The 17,844-nt window shown below is 40.0% G+C and carries 15 protein-coding genes and 1 pseudogene; 14 read left to right on the forward strand and 2 right to left on the reverse strand.

All coding sequences use genetic code 11. The annotated features are described in order from the left end of the window. Positions 1-41 precede the first annotated feature (41 nt). From DC077_RS05395 to DC077_RS05440, 10 genes and pseudogenes are all read left to right on the forward strand, one after another. Positions 42-1,163: a glycosyltransferase family 4 protein gene (locus tag DC077_RS05395; protein WP_162297637.1), complete on the forward strand. Its 1,122-nt coding sequence runs from the start codon at positions 42-44 to the stop codon at positions 1,161-1,163. Continuing rightward, positions 1,160-2,002: a glycosyltransferase gene (locus tag DC077_RS05400; RefSeq protein ID WP_109217879.1), complete on the forward strand. Its 843-nt coding sequence runs from the start codon at positions 1,160-1,162 to the stop codon at positions 2,000-2,002. The genes DC077_RS05395 and DC077_RS05400 overlap by 4 nt, the downstream gene beginning before the upstream one ends. Before the next feature lie 37 nt (positions 2,003-2,039). After that, entirely contained in the window at positions 2,040-3,182 is a 1,143-nt protein-coding gene (locus DC077_RS05405) for a DegT/DnrJ/EryC1/StrS family aminotransferase (RefSeq protein WP_109217903.1), read from the forward strand. Between the two features lie 7 nt (positions 3,183-3,189). Next, positions 3,190-3,783, forward strand: a complete 594-nt coding sequence (locus tag DC077_RS05410; protein WP_109217880.1) for a sugar transferase — start codon at positions 3,190-3,192, stop codon at positions 3,781-3,783. A gap of 33 nt (positions 3,784-3,816) precedes the next feature. After that, positions 3,817-5,784 (forward strand): polysaccharide biosynthesis protein, encoded by a 1,968-nt coding sequence (locus DC077_RS05415; RefSeq protein WP_109217881.1) that lies wholly within the window; start codon positions 3,817-3,819, stop codon positions 5,782-5,784. A gap of 278 nt (positions 5,785-6,062) precedes the next feature. After that, positions 6,063-7,319: an O-antigen ligase family protein gene (locus tag DC077_RS05420; protein ID WP_109217882.1), complete on the forward strand. Its 1,257-nt coding sequence runs from the start codon at positions 6,063-6,065 to the stop codon at positions 7,317-7,319. A 98-nt stretch (positions 7,320-7,417) separates the two neighbouring features. Next, entirely contained in the window at positions 7,418-8,491 is a 1,074-nt protein-coding gene (locus DC077_RS05425) for a hypothetical protein (RefSeq protein ID WP_109217883.1), read from the forward strand. Between the two features lie 34 nt (positions 8,492-8,525). Next, complete coding sequence (locus DC077_RS05430) at positions 8,526-8,906, forward strand: hypothetical protein (protein WP_109217884.1); 381 nt, start codon at positions 8,526-8,528, stop codon at positions 8,904-8,906. Between the two features lie 97 nt (positions 8,907-9,003). Further along, positions 9,004-9,138, forward strand: a pseudogene (locus DC077_RS05435) (transposase); the annotation flags it as partial. 399 nt (positions 9,139-9,537) lie between these two features. After that, positions 9,538-10,665 (forward strand): glycosyltransferase family 9 protein, encoded by a 1,128-nt coding sequence (locus DC077_RS05440; protein ID WP_109217885.1) that lies wholly within the window; start codon positions 9,538-9,540, stop codon positions 10,663-10,665. Here DC077_RS05440 and DC077_RS05445 read toward each other — a convergent pair. After that, on the reverse strand, positions 10,658-11,803 hold the full coding sequence (locus DC077_RS05445) for a glycosyltransferase (RefSeq protein ID WP_109217886.1): 1,146 nt from the start codon (positions 11,801-11,803) through the stop codon (positions 10,658-10,660). The genes DC077_RS05440 and DC077_RS05445 overlap by 8 nt on opposite strands. A 224-nt stretch (positions 11,804-12,027) precedes the next feature. On the opposite strand from DC077_RS05445, the gene glyS reads away from it, so the two are divergent. The 4 genes from glyS to rsmD all read left to right on the forward strand — a co-directional run bounded on the left by glyS (position 12,028) and on the right by rsmD (position 16,373). Continuing rightward, entirely contained in the window at positions 12,028-14,097 is a 2,070-nt protein-coding gene (glyS, locus tag DC077_RS05450; protein ID WP_109217887.1) for a glycine--tRNA ligase subunit beta, read from the forward strand. A 252-nt stretch (positions 14,098-14,349) separates the two neighbouring features. Further along, the gene (locus tag DC077_RS05455) at positions 14,350-14,976 is read left to right on the forward strand and encodes an HAD-IIIA family hydrolase (RefSeq protein ID WP_109217904.1); all 627 of its coding nucleotides are present in this window, start codon (positions 14,350-14,352) and stop codon (positions 14,974-14,976) included. A gap of 9 nt (positions 14,977-14,985) precedes the next feature. Then, on the forward strand, positions 14,986-15,771 hold the full coding sequence (locus DC077_RS05460) for a lysophospholipid acyltransferase family protein (RefSeq protein ID WP_109202182.1): 786 nt from the start codon (positions 14,986-14,988) through the stop codon (positions 15,769-15,771). 2 nt (positions 15,772-15,773) lie between these two features. Next, a complete protein-coding gene (rsmD, locus tag DC077_RS05465; RefSeq protein WP_109217888.1) occupies positions 15,774-16,373 on the forward strand; it encodes a 16S rRNA (guanine(966)-N(2))-methyltransferase RsmD in 600 nt (199 codons plus the stop codon). Positions 16,374-17,074: 701 nt separating this feature from the next. Here the strand turns inward: rsmD and DC077_RS05470 are convergent. Then, positions 17,075-17,833, reverse strand: coding sequence for an XRE family transcriptional regulator (locus DC077_RS05470; RefSeq protein WP_109202180.1), 759 nt, complete (start codon positions 17,831-17,833; stop codon positions 17,075-17,077). Between the last annotated feature and the right edge of the window lie 11 nt (positions 17,834-17,844).

A 17,844-nucleotide genomic window follows, 5' to 3' on the forward strand; every position in this document is an offset into this window, starting at 1 on the left:
ATATGTTAATAATTAAATAAATCTTTAAAACGGATAATATGATGAATAATAAAAAAGTTGCTTTAATAAATCATAACCTAGGTCCTGGTGGAGTTAGTAAATACGTTTATGATCTTGCAAGGAAGTATAAAGAGAAAGGCCTAAGTTTCTCAGTTATCGCTTTAACTGGTGGAGATGATATATATGGAAAGGAGTTATTAAAGCAGGATATTGAGGTGCTTTTTTTAAGTGGAAAAACGAAAATATACGACATTAGGTATATAAGAAAATTGATACAGATTTTAAAGAATTACGATATCATCCATGTAAATACATTTCCATCTCAATTTTGGACTGCTTGCGCCAGTATTTTTTTAGCTAATAAATTATACATATTAACAGAGCATTCAACAACGAATAATAGGAGAGAAAAATGGTGGTTTAAATATATTGATAAATGGATGTATAAGCGTTATAGCAAAATTATTTCTGTTTCAAATGAAGTGAATAAAAATCTACAAGATTGGCTTACCCCTTCAAAGAAAGAAAAATCAAAATTTATAGTTATAAACAATGGTGTTGATTTAGATAGATACTCAAAAGTAGTAAGAATTAAAAGACAATTAATAAATCCTTCGCTAACAAATGATCAAGTTTTGATTTGTATGCTAGCCCGTTTTGCTCCTCCAAAAGATCAAAAAACATTAATTCGTAGTATGACTAGGCTTGATGATAAGTATAAATTACTATTATTGGGCAGTGGGGACCAGTCAGCCGAAATTCAATTAGTAAAAGATCTGAATATTGAAGATAAAGTCATTTTTTTAGATTATAGGCTCGATGCTGATTCGCTTGTTAAATCTTGCGATATCTCTATTCTGTCAAGTAATTTTGAAGGGTTACCCTTAGTAGTGATTGAAGCTATGGCGATGGGAATCCCCACCATAGGTAGTGATGTAGATGGTTTGAGAGATGTAATGCAAGATGGAGGATTATTATTTGAATGTGGCAATGATGAAGAACTTGCAAATAAAATAAAAATGCTTGCTGAAGATAAATTATTTTACGATAAAATATCGAAAAAAGGGCTGTTGAATAGCAAAAAGTATTCTTTAGATAATGTGATTGATAGCTATCTCACGATATATGAACTTTTAAATAAACCGAGAGAGTTAAAAAAATGACTGCTTCTTTTTCCGTCCTTCTATCTATCTATTACAAAGAAGATCCAACTCACTTCGATGAGGCATTAACAAGTATTTGGGATCACCAAATCCTAAAACCTAATGAAATTGTATTAGTAAAAGATGGTCCATTAACACCTGAGCTCGATGATGTAATTAAACATTGGAAACAAAAACTTGGTGATATTTTTATTGTATCTGCCTTAGAAAAAAATGAGGGAACAGGCCGAGCTAAAAATCACGGTCTACAATTATGTAATTATGAATATATAGCAATAATGGATACAGATGACATTTCTGTTTCTAATAGATTCCAAATGCAAATAGAATATTTAGAAAAGCATCCTAATATAGTCGTGCTCGGTGGGCAACTGCAAGAATTCGTTGGATCTCTTGATAACATCATTTCTGAAAAAAACGTCCCATTATCACATAATGATATTACTTCTTTCTCCAAAAATAGGTCGCCATTTAATCATCCTACTTCAATCTATAAAAGAAAAGAGATTACAGAAATAGGTGGGTATAAACACCATCTATTTATGGAAGACTATAATCTTTGGATTAGAGTATTATCGAAAGGATATCAAACAGCAAATTTGCCAGATATTTTATTGTACCAAAGAATAAGTAATGGGATGCATGGACGCAGAAGAGGATGGCAATATATAAAAAGCGAATGGCAAATGTTTAAGTTAAAATGCTCCTTAAAATATCAAAACAGATTTAATGCATTTTTATTATTCTTATTAAAATCAAGTATTAGAATATTACCTACTTCATTGCTTCAAAAAATCTATAATACTTTTCTTAGAAAAAAAATAGATTCATCAAACTAATCCGAAACTAAAGGAACTATCAGTGACCAGAGAATTTATGCCCTTCTCCCTACCTGAAATTGGAGAAGAAGAGATTAATGAGGTTGTCGATTCATTACGTACAGGTTGGATTACGACAGGTCCTAAAACAAAGCAATTTGAAGAAGATTTTGCTAACTATTTAGGGGGTGATGTTTCTGCCCTTGCCGTTAACTCCGCTACAGCGGGATTGCATCTTGCGCTAGATGCTGTAGGTATTAAGGCGAGAGATGAAGTGATTGTCCCTACCTATACATTTACAGCAACTGCGGAAGTTGTGCGCTATTTAGGTGCTGACCCTGTATTTGTGGATTGTGACCCACGTACCTTAAACATTGATCCTGATGCAATTCGTGCGGCAATTACTGAGAAGACAAAAGCGATTATGCCGGTGCATTTTGCTGGTCTTTCATGTGATATGGCAGAGATCATTGCTATTGCAAAAGAGCATAACTTAAAAGTTGTGGAAGATGCCGCACATGCATTCCCAACACGTTTTGAAGGTGAGTTAGTCGGTACCTTTGATACTGATGCGACAATCTTTAGTTTCTATGCCAATAAAACTATGACAACTGCCGAAGGTGGTATGATCGTCTCTCGTAATAAAGAGGTGATTGAGCGCTGTAAGGTAATGCGCCTACATGGTATTAGTCGTGATGCCTTTGACCGCTACTCCTCTAAAACTCCCTCTTGGTATTATGAGGTGATTGAGCCAGGATATAAATATAATATGACCGATATCGCTTCTGCGATGGGAATTCATCAATTGAAAAAGATTGATCGCTTCCATCAAAAACGTGTTGAAATGGCGAAGCGTTATGATGAAGGATTAAAAGGCTTACCTTTAATTCTCCCGGCACGTCCAGAAAGAATTGAAGAGCATGCATGGCATCTCTACCCTATTCGCCTTACTGAAGATGCACCGCTTGAGCGTGATGAGTTCATTATAAAAATGGCAGAAAAAAACATTGGTTGCTCTGTCCACTTTATTCCTCTTCATCGTCAACCGGTTTGGAGAGATGGTTATCATCTTACTAATGAGATGTTCCCTCATGCAGAGAAGGCTTATCTCAATATTGCATCTATCCCACTCTTTACAAGAATGAGCAGTGAAGATCAAGATTATGTGATTCAGACAATTCATGAGTTATTAGGCAAATAGGTTTCAGATGATCAAACGCATATTTGATATTGTGTGTTCTGCAATGGGGCTAATAGTACTAGCCCCATTATTACTATTTATTGCTATTTGGATTAAAAAAGATTCTAAAGGGCCGATCTTCTTCCGCCAAGTTCGGGTGGGATTGCATGGAGAGCCTTTTCGGATTCATAAATTCCGGAGCATGTATACAGATAGTGAAGCACACGGGCAATTAACAGTTGGAAATGATTCACGCATTACGCCAAGTGGTCACTTTATTCGTAAATATAAGCTCGATGAATTAGCGCAATTAATTGATGTTTTTAGAGGGAAGATGAGCCTTGTCGGTCCTAGACCTGAAGTGCCCAAATTTATGGATCAATACTCTAAAGAAGATCGTGAGATTATCTTATCGGTTCGCCCCGGCATTACAGATCGCGCTTCTATCGAGATGGTAGATGAGAATGAGATTCTTAGCCAATATGAAGATCCTTCCCAAGCTTATGTTGATATCATCATGCCGATAAAAGCAGAACATTATAAGGCATATGTTAAAAATCACTCCTTGCTTGGAGATATCAAAATCATATTTCAAACGATTCTAAAAATCATTAAACGATAAAGTATTCTGATCAATGTAGAGGCGATCTTCACCATGATAAAAAACAGGCTCCTAAGTCTCCCTAGAAGCGTTAAAAGATTAATCCAACTTCTAACTGATCTTTTCTTAATTTGGTTATCAATAATATTGGCTTTTATTGTCCGCATCGGTTGGGATGATACATGGCTCCATCTCAATGATTATGAATGGCTCTTTATTGTTGCGCCAATTATCTCTCTACCTATCTTTATTATGATGGGGATGTATCGCGCTGTTATCCGCTATGTTGGGAAAGAGGCGTTAATCACGATTGCTAAGGCTGTCACTTTAGCGGCGCTACTGCTCTCTGTCGTTATCTATTGGTATGATGATGCACCTAAGGTAGTTCCCCGTTCACTTATCTTTAACTATTGGTGGATTAGTCTGCTAGTTATCGGTGGGTTACGACTTTTTATTCGGCACTACTTTTTAGGGGATTGGTTAGATATCTTTAAGCACCCCTTTGGTGGGCACCATAAAGGGCGAGCGAGAGTCTTGGTGTATGGTGCGGGGAATGCCGGTAAGCAACTTGTTTCTGCTTTACGAAGTGGATCGCATATCGAGCCGATCGCATTTATTGATGATGATCCCCATATCCGATCGGGGAATATTGATGGCTTAAAGGTCTATGCGCCTAATCAAGTTGAGATGGCGATTAACCAGACAAAGGCAACGGAGCTACTCCTTGCGATTCCATCGGCAAGCCGATCGAGACGGCAAGAGATTATTACATCTCTCTCTCAATTCCCAATCCGTGTCCGTACTATTCCTGGGTTTATCGATTTGGCAAAAGGGAAAGTGAAGGTGCAAGATCTGCAAGAGATCGATATTGCTGATCTTTTAGGGCGTGATCCTGTTGAGCCCCATCGTGATCTTTTCGATTTCTGCATTAAAAATCAGGTGGTAATGGTTACCGGCGCAGGTGGTTCTATCGGTTCTGAATTATGCCGGCAGATTCTTTTAAGTGGTGCAAAACAGCTCATTCTCTTTGAAAATAGTGAATATAACCTCTACAAAATCACACGGGAACTGCAAGAAGAGATTAAGAAAGAGCAACTTGATATTCAATTTACCCCCCTTCTCGGCTCGATCCAAGACCGAGATCGCCTCTATAACGTGATGACGAAGTTTAACGTCAATACGATCTACCATGCAGCGGCTTATAAACATGTCCCGATTGTAGAGAATAATATTACCCAAGGGGTTTTAAATAATGTTTTAGGCACCTACTACACGGCAGAAGCGGCAATCAAAGCGAGAGTGAATAACTTTGTTTTGATCTCCACCGATAAAGCCGTTCGCCCCACTAATGTAATGGGAGCGACAAAACGCCTTGCAGAGATGGTTTTACAATCCTTTAGTAAAGAGCGCGCAATTACCTTTTTAGGCGATAGCGATCCAACACAGAATAAGACGCGCATCACCATGGTTCGTTTTGGAAATGTATTGGGTTCTTCCGGCTCGGTAATTCCTCTCTTTAGAAAGCAGATTCAAGAGGGAAATAATGTCACCGTCACCCATCCTGATATTACCCGCTACTTTATGACAATTCCTGAAGCGGCAGAACTTGTGATTCAAGCAGGATCAATGGGCTTAGGTGGTGATGTTTTTGTTTTAGATATGGGGCAGCCGGTACGCATTTTAGATCTTGCGACTAAAATGATTCAGCTCTCGGGCCTAACAATCCGCAACAAAGAGAATCCCAACGGCGATATCGCTATTCAATTCACCGGCCTTCGCGCAGGGGAAAAGCTCTATGAAGAATTACTAATTGGTGACAATGTCACCGGCACAGAGCACCCAATGATTATGCGCGCCCATGAAGATTGGCTCCCGTGGTCAGAAATGAAGACGTTACTAGAGAAGCTCAAAACAGCGGCCGATCATAACGACTATCCCACGATCCGCGCCCTGCTTCTGCAATATGTTTCAGGGTATCAACCACAGTGTGAGATTGTGGATCTACTCTATTTGGATCGGTAAATTAATTCAATGATCTAGCATAGATAAAGATGCCGGCGATATGAGTGCCGGCATTTTTTTGTTTAGGCTTTTATATTACACATAATGATTACAGATTCAAATAGATAGTATTCCCATGGATCTTTATTATGTTTTAGATCGTACACCCGAAAAACTCAAAATTGAAAAGGATTATTCCTTAAAATATGCGATAATCGTATCCAATTAATTTTCGCTAGTTATTTTTTTAACTGTTCCTTAATTCATCACTTATCCGTTTATCAAACGATGCTATTTCTATGAAGTTATTACAAAACAATCTCTACCTCTACTTCTTTATAATTCTCTTCTCGATGGTTTTAGGCCGTTTTGTATTGGAATCCTTCACTATTATCGGAACGCTTGTTGCTATCTATCTTTTGATGTGCAATTGGCACTTCTACTTTAATGAGCTAAAGGGGAATCGCTATCTCTATGCTGCCTTAGCTTTTCTGATTCCGGTGGCGATCGCCTGTATTGATTCATTAAATCAATCGATGTCTCTATCTGTATTAGGCCGGTTCGTCCGCTATCTCTTTATCGGCGTTATTGCTGTTGCGATGGTGCAATATCAGGGGAATGAGAAGCGCCTAACGCTAATCACCTTTATCGCTGTTCTCTTTATCGCGATAGATGCCATTATCCAGTGGCAGACCAATTACCATATTTTGGGGTATGACCTTGTAATAGGGGATCGAGTCTTCGGTGTATTTGTAGGTAAAGCACATTTGAGTTACTTTTTGGGGACTTTCGCGCCGATCGTCTTCTTCTTTCTCTATCAAAAAATTGAAGAGAAGTTCAGCTGGCTTCGAATCTTACTTGCGGTTATCACAGTACTGATTCTAACAACAGCGATCTTTATCGGCGGTGCTCGTGCGGGGATGATCTCCCTCTTTGTCTCTGCCCTGCTCTTTATTATCTATCTTCTTTATAACGGCAAAATTAAGCATAAGTTGCGTTTTTTTGGAGCAATTGCCATCATCGCTATTGCCGGGCTTACGATCGTGAGCCAATCGAAGATTGTGCAGAAACGCTTCCAATCAACCACCTCCGCTTTTGGGACAGATCGATTCTTAGCACAAGTCACATCTCATCGTACTAATATCTGGAATGTAGGCTTTGCCGAGATTCCTAACTACTGGATCAATGGTGTTGGCCCCCGAGCTTTTGATGAGGTTTATCAAACCTATCCAGAAGAGTATAAAATCTTTGACTACGTATGGCAGCCACATCTACACGGCTTAGAGGTATTAATCGAAACAGGAGTAATCGGCTTTATTCCTTATCTCTTAGTGCTTCTCTACCTCTTTATCCGTATGTTTACAGCAAGAGCGGGAAATATGTGGATTATGATGGGCTTTGTTGCCATTATGCCGATCAATAGTCATATCGGCTTGTATGAAGGCTATTGGATGTCACTAGCTTTCTCATCAATTATGATTGGTCTAGCGCAAGCATATCAGGCTGATAAAATTAATAATCAGAGAGGGAAGGTTGTTTGTAATTTCAATAAGTAAAGTTTGCCGAGTGGCAGATAAGAAATAGATACTACAATATGGCAAGCATTACATAACTTATATAATTTCTTTCAAAAACTACGTTTTACTAGGACATTATGGCTCAAAAAGAAAAATCGGTATCTACAGGGTACAGTTTTATCAATGAAGAGCTTTTACTTAAAGCTTGCGATTTAGGGAGAAACGAAGCGTTAGCCTTAATTGTTATCTCATCAGGTACCCTTCATACAAAAGAAGAAACTTATTGGTCTGCTCAAGCTGTTCAAAAAAGGTTACTAATAGATTGGAAATATGCAAAAACTGCTTTAAATAACCTTGAAGAGCATGGAATAATTACGGATCTAAAGCGAGAAGAGAATAAGAACAAAAAGAATCCAAGACCAAAGTATAAAATTAATAGCACGACAGAAAATCGTATTTGGTTTCCCCAATCATTCATTGATCCCATAGTGGATCATTCCACTGGTTTAATTATTCAAAGCCCTCTAGAACAGATAAAGAAATTCAATGATGTCAATTTAATAAAATTTATATTTTATCTCTATAAACACCAAGATTTGGTTAATGAAGCGGGTATTTCAAGGAATATTTGCTATAAAGAGCACAAAATAGAAAGGGTTGGCAGATGGGCTAAGTGGGATATGTGTATCCTCGGAGAGGTTGAGTTTAGAGCAACTTATACGATAAATGCAAAAAGACTAAATGATGCAATATTCCAGTCCATTGAAAATAATTTACATGAGAGTGTGGCGGAACAGGATTGTCACTGGATTTGGTATTATTTAGACTTTGTGAAGGAGATTGGGCTTATTGAAAGCGGAACATATGTTTTTGAAGGGAGAGAGACTGGATTAAGTTATCTCTATCCTATAAAAGGCCCTATCGATATAGAAAATGCTATAAGTGAAGCTGCAATAAAGTATTTCAAATATCAAATTGAAAAAGTATCTATGCCTAAAGAGTTAAGAGAAGATGTTATATTTGAGCTTAAGAACGCTATCGAATGTGGGAGGACTATATTTCCATTAGATGCACGCATAGTGAATGCTGTAGTTCATACTGTTTATAGAATGAGGCATAGACCACATACTAAAAATACAGGAGAATGGATGAGTAAAATTAATCAGCAAGCCAATGAAGTCAGTGATGATTTTTTAAGGAATATTAAATAAATATCCTGACATTAATGGAAAAATCAAAAATTACATGAAAAGTATACAGCCTCTGCTTTATGAGACAACCTCTGAAGATTATCCTGACTATACAGAAGAGCGGTATTTAGAGTATGAGTTAGATAAAAACAGATGGATTGTTACGGGAACATGCTTCCCTGTTCTATTTAAAAAAGGCTTCTATTTTTTAATAGCAAAACATTGTATAAACGAAAAAAGTTATCTAGCTAAAGATCCAACCAGACTTGCCTACAAGTATCCTGATAAATCAGAGCTAATAACAGCAAAAAGAACAGTAGTATCACGGTCTATTGGGGATGAGGAGCTATATAAGGATCTATATGCATTTTATCCAGATAAAGGAATAGATACATCAAAGTTTAACGCATTTGATTTAACTATTTCTCCACCGTAAACTTACCCTAAAAAGACACAAGCCAAAACTAGAGATTTCTGTCATCATTATTTAGATGGAGGAAATCATGAAACGATCAAAATTCACAGAAACATAAATTGTAAACATTTTAAAACTGGCAGAAAAAGGCGTTAAAGTGACCGATATCTGCCGAGAGTACGGCATTAGTAGTGCTACGTACTATCAATGGAAAAGTAAATATGGAGGCTTAGAAGCCTCTGATTTGATGCGATTCCTTTAACAAGCGACTTATTTCTTTTAACAAAATCTGATATTGCCAGCAGATTATTTAAATCTTTACCAAAACCTGAGTCATACTATTCTAACTTCTTTCATAAAACAGGCTGTTGTGCTGAAAAGATATTTCAAGAGTACGTTAATTGCTCTAAGGTATTATCAAACACCATTAACAACTCTACGCTTAAATGGTGATGCAGCAAATATAGGGAATAAATTCCCCAAAAATTTTTATACTATGATAGCAGAGGATGAAGATTATGCAGATCTAAAAAGAAAAGTTATTAAATATCGAATTACTTCGCCTCTCAGGAATTATTCTTCTAATAACTTTTATAGTCTTATCGTTATAGACTAACTTTTAACTCTTTTTCTCTTAAAAATAAATATACCGATGAAATACACTCAAGTCTTATCTAATACAAAACTTCAAAAAACAGATCGAGTTCTATTTTTAATCCACTTAGCTATTGGTGATTACACCTATATGCAAAACATGTTTAGAGCTTTTCATCAAAAGTACCCTCACATAAAAATAGACTTATTCATATTAGAAAATCGCTGTACGGAAGATGCAAGCAAATGGCCAGCTCTCGAGAACTATGTAATCTACGATTGGTTGGAGACTTGCGGTTTTTATAATAAGATCTATCGTCGTAATTACGCTCCCAAATTCCTAAAAGAATCAATTGCAGAAGCCCACCAACAAAAATATCCGATAGTGATTACCCTAGGAACATTACAAGATGAACAAACAGAGATTTTAGGACGGAAAATAGCTGGAGAACAAGGGCTACTTGTCGGATTAAAAATTAATTTAAAATGGTATCGCTTTAAACACCATTTAATTAAAAGGCCATCATGGAGAGTTTTAGATTTAGCATTCTATAGCAAACCTTTAAAGCCTGGAGATCATATCAGTGCAGTTTATAACTCATGGGCAGAGCAACTTGCAGGTGTAACACTATCACCACAAGATAGACTACCATTTGTCGATATTCCTGAACAGTGGCTTAAAGCTGCTCAAAAACACCTCCAAAATTTAAAAATAGTAGAATCCTCACCAACGATCTTTATTAACTACATAGCAAAAGACCCTAAAAGGTCTTGGAAAGTAGAACAGGCTCTTAAGTTAGTCGAAATAATACAACAAAACGAACGGTTTCAAAAAACTACTTTTCTGATTAACACGCTACCCGAATTAATCTCATCATTAGACAAAAATATTAAAGAGCATAGTTTATCTAACACCTACTCATATAGTGCTACAGAAAATTTTTATCAACTCCCCGCTATGTTAGAACTTTCTGATTTGATAATTTCAGTAGAAACATCTGTGATTCACTTAGCCAATGCAGTTAAAACACCGGTAATAGCATTAATGAGGCAACGAACTCCTCACTGGGTTCCTTTAGATAAATCAATTTCAACGGTAATCTGGGTTCCTAAGAAAAAAGACAATATCGATAGTATTTCCCCTGAATTAGTTGCCAAAAATGTATTTAAAGCACTTACTATTTAAAGATTCTCCCGCGTTCTATACAGTCAATAAAACTATTTAAATAGTTACTCGTCTCATAGCCCTGAACGCTTGCTTGAATCGCTTCGGGGCTTGGGAGTTCTAGCTCGCCATCGAGGATCTTTTGGAGATATTCTCGGCTTTGAAATTCTTCATCCATCGGATAGAGCCAGCCATTTTTTCCAACTGTAATAAGATCTGCCGGGCCTGTAGGGCAATCGGTAGCAAGAACGGGTATACCGCGCATCATCGACTCGATAATAATGAGTGGTAAACCTTCTCTAATAGAGTTAAGCAATGTGACACCGGCACTTTGTACTTGATCCCAAGCGTCTTTCTGCCAGCCGTGGAAGGTTACCTTTTGCTCTAAATTGAGCGCCGAAATATGGGCTTTAAACCTCTCATCCCCTTCAGGATTCCCTGTTGAACCGAAGATATCGAGATGCCAATCACCTTTTAGTGAAACAAGATTTTCTAAGAGGGAATCGACCCGTTTAATATCACTAATGCGACCAATATAGACAAAGCGATTCTTATCCCGCTCTACCAGTTCCGCCGCATCGACAGGATTATAGACAACGGTAACATTCTTCACTTTATAATCATGCCGAAGTTCATCGGCAATGCCGTGACTAATGGCTAAATGGGCATCAAAAAGATCGATCTTTTTCGCCACTTCAATTGCAGTTGCTTCGCTACTTCCCGTTAAGGAAAGATGAATCCAGGAAAAGAGCGGAATTCCCGTCTTCTCTTTAAAGCGTTTTAAAAATGGATAGTTGGTCAAAAACTGTTTAGAGAGATCCATCGTGATTAAGGCATCGAGCTGATCCTTCGCCATCTCATCAAAGAGTTTATCACCATTAAAGCGAACATAAGCCTTTTGCAAAGCTCTAAAAAGCGTGCGCGGGAGAATTCCTTTCAACGCCATTATACTTTTAGGATAAGAGAGATATTTAAGGTGCTTAAAATCTTTTGTAAAAGCATCATAACGGGGCTCATATAGACCATAAAAAAAGAGCTCGACATTCTTCGCCGGCATTGCACGGGCAAAAATTTCAAGCACCTTCTCAAGCCCGCCGGGACCATCGTGGCGATTGCGAAGGAGTATTCCTATGCGAAGTGGTTGATTCACTTTATCCATTTAAACTTATGTTCCATGAAAATCATTAATTTAGATATTGATAGATTCTATCATCTATTACGCTGTTATAGGGGAGATATTACTGCTTTATCGATATCAATCATTCACTTTTTTAGATTTAAATAGAGACTACAATAAGTTGGGATAAACCAGCGAAATACGCTAAAATAACCGGTTATATAGGAACTATCGATTATTTCATACACTTTTTAGATGGAATCACAATGATTAAAGAGACGCTACTGATTGAAATTGGGACGGAAGAGCTTCCTCCACGAGCATTGAACAATTTATCCAACGCTTTTAAAGCGGGTATTGAAGCAGAATTGAAAGCGAAGAAGTTAGAGTTTTCAGAGATTAAAGCGTATGCTACCCCGCGTCGTTTAGCGGTTGTGATTTCGGATCTGCAATCGGAACAGGAAGATTATAGTAATGAACGTCGTGGGCCTGCGCTTCAGGCGGCGATGAAAGAGGGTGAGCCGACGCCGGCACTTTTGGGCTTTGCGCGCTCTTGTGGGGTTGATGTTGAGCAGTTGACGCTGCTTGAGACCGAAAAAGGGGCTTGGTATACCTTTAAAGAGGAGGTGAAAGGTGAATCACTCGCTTCCCTTCTCCCGGCGATGATCGAAAAAGCGCTCAAAGGTTTGCCGATTCCAAAACGGATGCGTTGGGCTGATCATGATTTTGAGTTTGTTCGCCCCGTTCGTTGGTTGGCGGTTGTTTATGGTGATGCGGTGATCGATATTGAGATCTTCGGCATTCAAGCGAGCAATGTGAGCCGTGGCCATCGATTCCACACTACAGCACCGATTACTATTCCCCATGCAGATCAGTATGAGGCGATTATGGAGTCTGAAGGGCATATTATCCCGAGCTTCCATAAGCGTAAGGCGATGATTGAAGAGCAGATCAATGCCGCAGCAAAATCGATCGGTACGCCTATTATCAATGCCGGCCTTTTAGATGAGGTGACGGCGTTAGTAGAGTATCCGAATGCGATGATTGGGCAGTTTGAATCCCACTTCTTAGATGTGCCGCAAGAGGCGCTCATTATCGCGATGGAAGATCATCAGCGTTACTTCCCTATTGTTGATGCTGAAGGTAAATTGGTCGATAAGTTCTGCTTTGTAAGCAATATTGTGAGCGAAGAGCCGGAAGCGGTGATCTCTGGGAATGAGCGGGTAATTCGTCCTCGCTTTGCGGATGCGGAATTCTTCTGGAATGAGGATAAGAAAAAGCCATTAAGTGATTATTTAGCCGATCTTGAGAATGTTGTTTTCCAAACGAAGCTCGGTTCACAAGCGGATAAGATTCGCCGTGTTGCAACATTAAGTGAAGCGATTGCCGCAGAGATTGGCGCAGATACAGCATTAGTGGCTCGCGCTGCACGCCTTAATAAAGCGGATCTCATTAGTGATATGGTGCAAGAATTCCCCGAACTTCAGGGAACGATGGCGCGCTACTATGCTAATGTCCAAGGGGAAGATGCAGTTGTGGCGGATGCTTTAGAGCAGGTCTACTGGCCCCGTTTTGCCGGCGATCGCTTACCGGAGAGCAAAGAGGCGTTAGCATTGGGGCTTGCTGAGCGTTTAGATACCATTGTTGGCATCTTCTCTATTGGGGAGATTCCTACCGGTTCGCGCGACCCGTATGGGCTTCGTCGTAATGCACTTGCGGTATTACGGATGTTGATTGAGTCGGAGTTGAATCTCGATCTACTAAAATTGATCCAAATTAGTGCCGATACTATGCCGGCAGAGATCGATGCGGAAAAATCTGTATCTACCATCTTCACCTATATCTTCGATCGTCTTCGTGCTTATTCGGCGGATCTTGGCGTGTCGAGTGATGTCTTTGCTTCGATCTCTGAATTGAAGTTGACCAATCCGCTCGATATCTACCATCGTCTCCTTGCGGTTGCGAAATTTAAAGCGCTTCCAGAAGCGGGCACATTGATCGAGACCAATAAACGAATTCACAATATCTTAGAGAACAATCAATCAGAATCGGCATCAAGCGCTGTCTCGGCCTCTCTCTTAGAGAATGATTCGGAAAAAGCGCTCTACAATGCAAGCCAAGCACTTAAAGAGGAGATCGGTAAGCTCTCTGCTGCGCGCGATTATCAGGCGATTTTACAAGCGCTAAGTAATTTAGCAACGCCGCTTGCGAACTTCTTTGCCGATACAATGGTGATGGCGGATGATCTTGCGGTGCGTCAAAATCGTATTGCACTTCTCACAGAGATTCGGGATTACTTTGAAACCGTCGCCGATATCTCAAAGTTACAGCTCTAGATCGAGATATTGAAACTAAAAGATGACGCGCTAAGAGATGATGCCCTGAGATGAGCTTAACTCTTTATGCTGAGTATTTGAGTCGCGTAAGTGACACTTAAGAGAGAGGCATCAGCGTAGAATCGATCAGCAGAGGGGAGCATTCAGATGAGTGGCTCCCCTCTCTCTTTCTGATTCAGAGACGATATAACTCAGAGATTATATAGAGATATGAGGATAAGGTAAAAGATGAGTAACAAGCCTATCAAACCTATGGTGGAGCAGGATTTTGAAAAGGGGCGCCGGCTGCCCTTCCCCGATCTTGTGATTTTAGATCGTGATGGAGTGATTAATCAGGATTCAAGCGCCTATATCAAATCACGCGATGAGTGGATTCCGATTCCCGGCAGTTTAGAGGCGATGGCACGTTTGCATCAAGCAGGGGTGAAGATCGGCATTGCCACCAATCAGCGGGGAATTGCGCTCGGGCTCTATGATCATCAAGCGCTCGAAGAGATGCATCAGAAGATGGCAGAACTCTTAAGTGATGTGGGAGGCGCGATCGATGAGATTGCTTTCTGCACGGCGGATGATCCACTTCATCCCGATCGAAAACCGAATCCCGGCATGTTACTCACCATTATCAAAGCCCTTGATCTGCCCAAAACGAGTGTGATCTACTTTGTCGGTGATAAAAGCTCCGATGTGGCGGCGGCAGAGAATGCCACATTGCAGAGTGATTATCGCGTCATTCCCGTTTTAGTCCGCACGGGGAATGGGATTAAGAGCGAAAAAAAGCTCAACGATCGAGAGCGACTTACTTATAATGATCTTGCATCGTTTGTGGATGCGTTACTATTTGATTCATCAGATTTATCAGCCCTATCAACAGAGGAGTAGTCATTGCGTATGATCACTTGGATTCGCTCACTTATAACCTTTATCGGCTTTCTCTTTATCTATCTTATTATCACGCCGGTGATGCTGATTAGTACTGTTCTGCTGACCGGTTCGTGGTATCGCAATGTGACGATCGCTTGGTCGAAGATTTTAGTGGGCTGGATGCGGATCGGTGCTGGTATCGATTATCGTATCATCGGTGCGGAGAACCTTCAGTATCTCAAAGAGCGCCCGCACTTTATTATCTCCAATCATCAATCAGCGCTTGAGACATTGATCTATACCATTATTCTCCCGCCCCACTCTTTTGTCCTTAAAAAGGAGCTTCTCTATATTCCTTTCTTTGGCTGGGGTTTGGCAAAAGCAAAGCCAATTGCGATCAATCGAAAAGATGGAAAAAATGCCTTAAAGCAGATCTCTACACAAGCAAAAGAGCGTTTTGCTGAGGGGCGTTCTGTCATTATCTTCCCCGAAGGGACGCGCGTGCCATTTGGGCAAGTAGTGCCTTTTAAGAAAGGGGGCTTTATTGTGGCCAAACAGTTAGCCGCACCGGTATTGCCGATGGCGATCAACTCCGGGATTGCGGCACCTAAAGGGCGTTTTCTAAAAGAGCCGGGGATCATCACCATTGTGATTGGCAAGCCGATTGAGTCAGAATCGCTCTCTACCGCAGAGTTAGCCAAAGAGACCGAGCGCTGGATTCGTGGCCATATTGTCCCCACACTCAATGTGAAAAAAGAGGCAACAGAAGCGGAATTAAGAGCCTTAACCGCGACAGAAGTAGAGGTGAAATAAGGATGAGAGATGCGGTACAAATTATCGGGGGGGAATATCGCTCACGGAAGATTGAAGTGATCAATGCCGATGGCTTACGCCCCACCGCTTCTCGCGTTCGGGAGACACTCTTTAACTGGTTACAGACAACCATTCCCGGTGCGTTAGTGATCGATGCTTTTGCCGGCACAGGTGCTTTAGGCATTGAAGCGCTCTCGCGCGGAGCTAAACGAGCGATCTTTATCGAAAAGGATGCCAATGTCTTTCGCACCTTAGAGAAGAATCTCCGTACGCTTAAAGTGCCGGAGGAGCGTTATCGCTTAATCAAAGGGAGTGCTTTAGAGGTTTTAACAGCAGGATCGAGCAGACATCAAGAACTTCTAGAATTAGCCACACAATATCCTCGGCAGCATCTCTTCCTCGACCCGCCCTTCTTCCACGCGCTTTACGAACCGCTTCTTGAAGTTTTAACAGAGAATCCACTTCTCTCTACCCTCAGCTCCCTCTCCATTGAGATGCCGGTCAAAGCCAGCTTCAACCTAGAAACCACCCTCGCCCCACTCCAACTAAGTCGCGAGATGAAGACAAAAGAGAGTAAGGTGTTTCTGTTTAGAGCAAATTAAAACGGCTTATCAATAGCGGCGACATTTAAGTTAAATAGATCTCGCCAAGAAAACAGGTGGCTAAGAAGATGATCGGCATAATTCTCAACCCGCCGCTCAACAGACTCTCTTATTTATTGAAACAATATGGGTTGATGAGTTGCCGGATCTTACTACTGCGTTCTTCCAGAAACTACGCGCCGGCAATAAGGCATTATCGATGCCAAACCGCGGGCATGCACTGGTGAAAAGAATGAAATGGTAAGATCCCGCCGATCCAAAAATCTTCTTAGAGTCATTCGACATTTATATGATGAAATATGGTGATAGGATCGACATATCTCTCGGATATTGTGGGGTACTGATCATTGTGGCACATGGAGAGGCTTAAGAAAAACCTCGATGAGCTTTGATGTTATCGGCTTCACCGAGGTTTGCTGCAAAAAACGGCCTTTGGCACAAAATGCTAATTCATGTTAGTTTTTTGCGAAATGATTGGCATATTATTACAAGTGTTTAATAGGTGTTTAAACGTTTATTAAACAGCTGTTTGAAAGATTAGGTACTTTCAACTTTAAACAGTGAACTATTAAAAAATGATAGGTTTTAATAGTTCAGGCAAAAATACTTCAAAGCAGTTGCAATGACTGGTTTTTGGAGATTTTTAGGCGATTACTAGGATGTAAGTAACTCTAAAGTACTTTTTACATACTACTTTAAAGTTACGGCACATTACGACCATGCCAAACGACTCTACCAATTGCGCCAAAATCGTTTGGTTGATTGCTTAGATCTATCTCAAAGGGTCTATAGACATTATTGGTACTTGAGACCTCAATTTTGTTACCTGGTAGCTTTTGGATACGTTTAACGATGAGATCCCCATCGATTCGGATGACGTAAATCCCATTGTTAAGGTGCTTATCTGCTGTATTAATGAGAATGACATCCCCATCACTAATCTCACCTTCCATAGAATCACCCTTTACGCCTATAGCGATCAAATCCTTAGCGCCTACACCAAGAACGTTATCCACCCAATACTTTCTAAATGCCATTGAGTGCATATACATCTCTTGACTTACATCGCAGCCATGGCCGGCGCTTGCACTGATGTTATAACGTGGAATAAATACAAACTCATTTAAATCAATAGGTTCCCCTAGTGTATTAGTAGCCACTAGATTAGATGTATTGACGCTCTCTGAAGATAAGTATTTTTGTCCAATACCTCTACTTAGCCAATCGCTACTTATATTAAATGCATCGCATATTTTAATTAATAGAGGCATTCCTGGTGTTCCACCTTCCATCAATCGATGAATTCCGGATGGAGATACTCCTACCTTATTAGCAAAAGCATTTGGGTTCCCGACTTCTTCTACTAAAGAAACTAATCGTTTGTGAAAAGAACTTTCGCATTCAAGTTCATTTTTTAAACTTGAATGATTAGCTGTTTCATTCAACTTCTCATTTGACATCACTTATCTCC

The sequence above is a fragment of the Ignatzschineria cameli genome (genome assembly GCF_003121895.1).
GTDB classification, from domain to species: domain Bacteria; phylum Pseudomonadota; class Gammaproteobacteria; order Cardiobacteriales; family Wohlfahrtiimonadaceae; genus Ignatzschineria; species Ignatzschineria cameli.

Coding starts and splice junctions, on each gene's coding strand:
- DC077_RS05395 (WP_162297637.1), top strand. CDS start 42: ATGAATAATAAAAAAGTTGCTTTAATAAATCATAACCTAGGTCCTGGT.
- DC077_RS05400 (WP_109217879.1), top strand. CDS start 1,160: ATGACTGCTTCTTTTTCCGTCCTTCTATCTATCTATTACAAAGAAGAT.
- DC077_RS05405 (WP_109217903.1), top strand. CDS start 2,040: ATGCCCTTCTCCCTACCTGAAATTGGAGAAGAAGAGATTAATGAGGTT.
- DC077_RS05410 (WP_109217880.1), top strand. CDS start 3,190: ATGATCAAACGCATATTTGATATTGTGTGTTCTGCAATGGGGCTAATA.
- DC077_RS05415 (WP_109217881.1), top strand. CDS start 3,817: ATGATAAAAAACAGGCTCCTAAGTCTCCCTAGAAGCGTTAAAAGATTA.
- DC077_RS05420 (WP_109217882.1), top strand. CDS start 6,063: ATGAAGTTATTACAAAACAATCTCTACCTCTACTTCTTTATAATTCTC.
- DC077_RS05425 (WP_109217883.1), top strand. CDS start 7,418: ATGGCTCAAAAAGAAAAATCGGTATCTACAGGGTACAGTTTTATCAAT.
- DC077_RS05430 (WP_109217884.1), top strand. CDS start 8,526: ATGAAAAGTATACAGCCTCTGCTTTATGAGACAACCTCTGAAGATTAT.
- DC077_RS05440 (WP_109217885.1), top strand. CDS start 9,538: ATGAAATACACTCAAGTCTTATCTAATACAAAACTTCAAAAAACAGAT.
- DC077_RS05445 (WP_109217886.1), bottom strand. CDS start 11,803: ATGGATAAAGTGAATCAACCACTTCGCATAGGAATACTCCTTCGCAAT.
- glyS (WP_109217887.1), top strand. CDS start 12,028: ATGATTAAAGAGACGCTACTGATTGAAATTGGGACGGAAGAGCTTCCT.
- DC077_RS05455 (WP_109217904.1), top strand. CDS start 14,350: ATGGTGGAGCAGGATTTTGAAAAGGGGCGCCGGCTGCCCTTCCCCGAT.
- DC077_RS05460 (WP_109202182.1), top strand. CDS start 14,986: ATGATCACTTGGATTCGCTCACTTATAACCTTTATCGGCTTTCTCTTT.
- rsmD (WP_109217888.1), top strand. CDS start 15,774: ATGAGAGATGCGGTACAAATTATCGGGGGGGAATATCGCTCACGGAAG.
- DC077_RS05470 (WP_109202180.1), bottom strand. CDS start 17,833: ATGTCAAATGAGAAGTTGAATGAAACAGCTAATCATTCAAGTTTAAAA.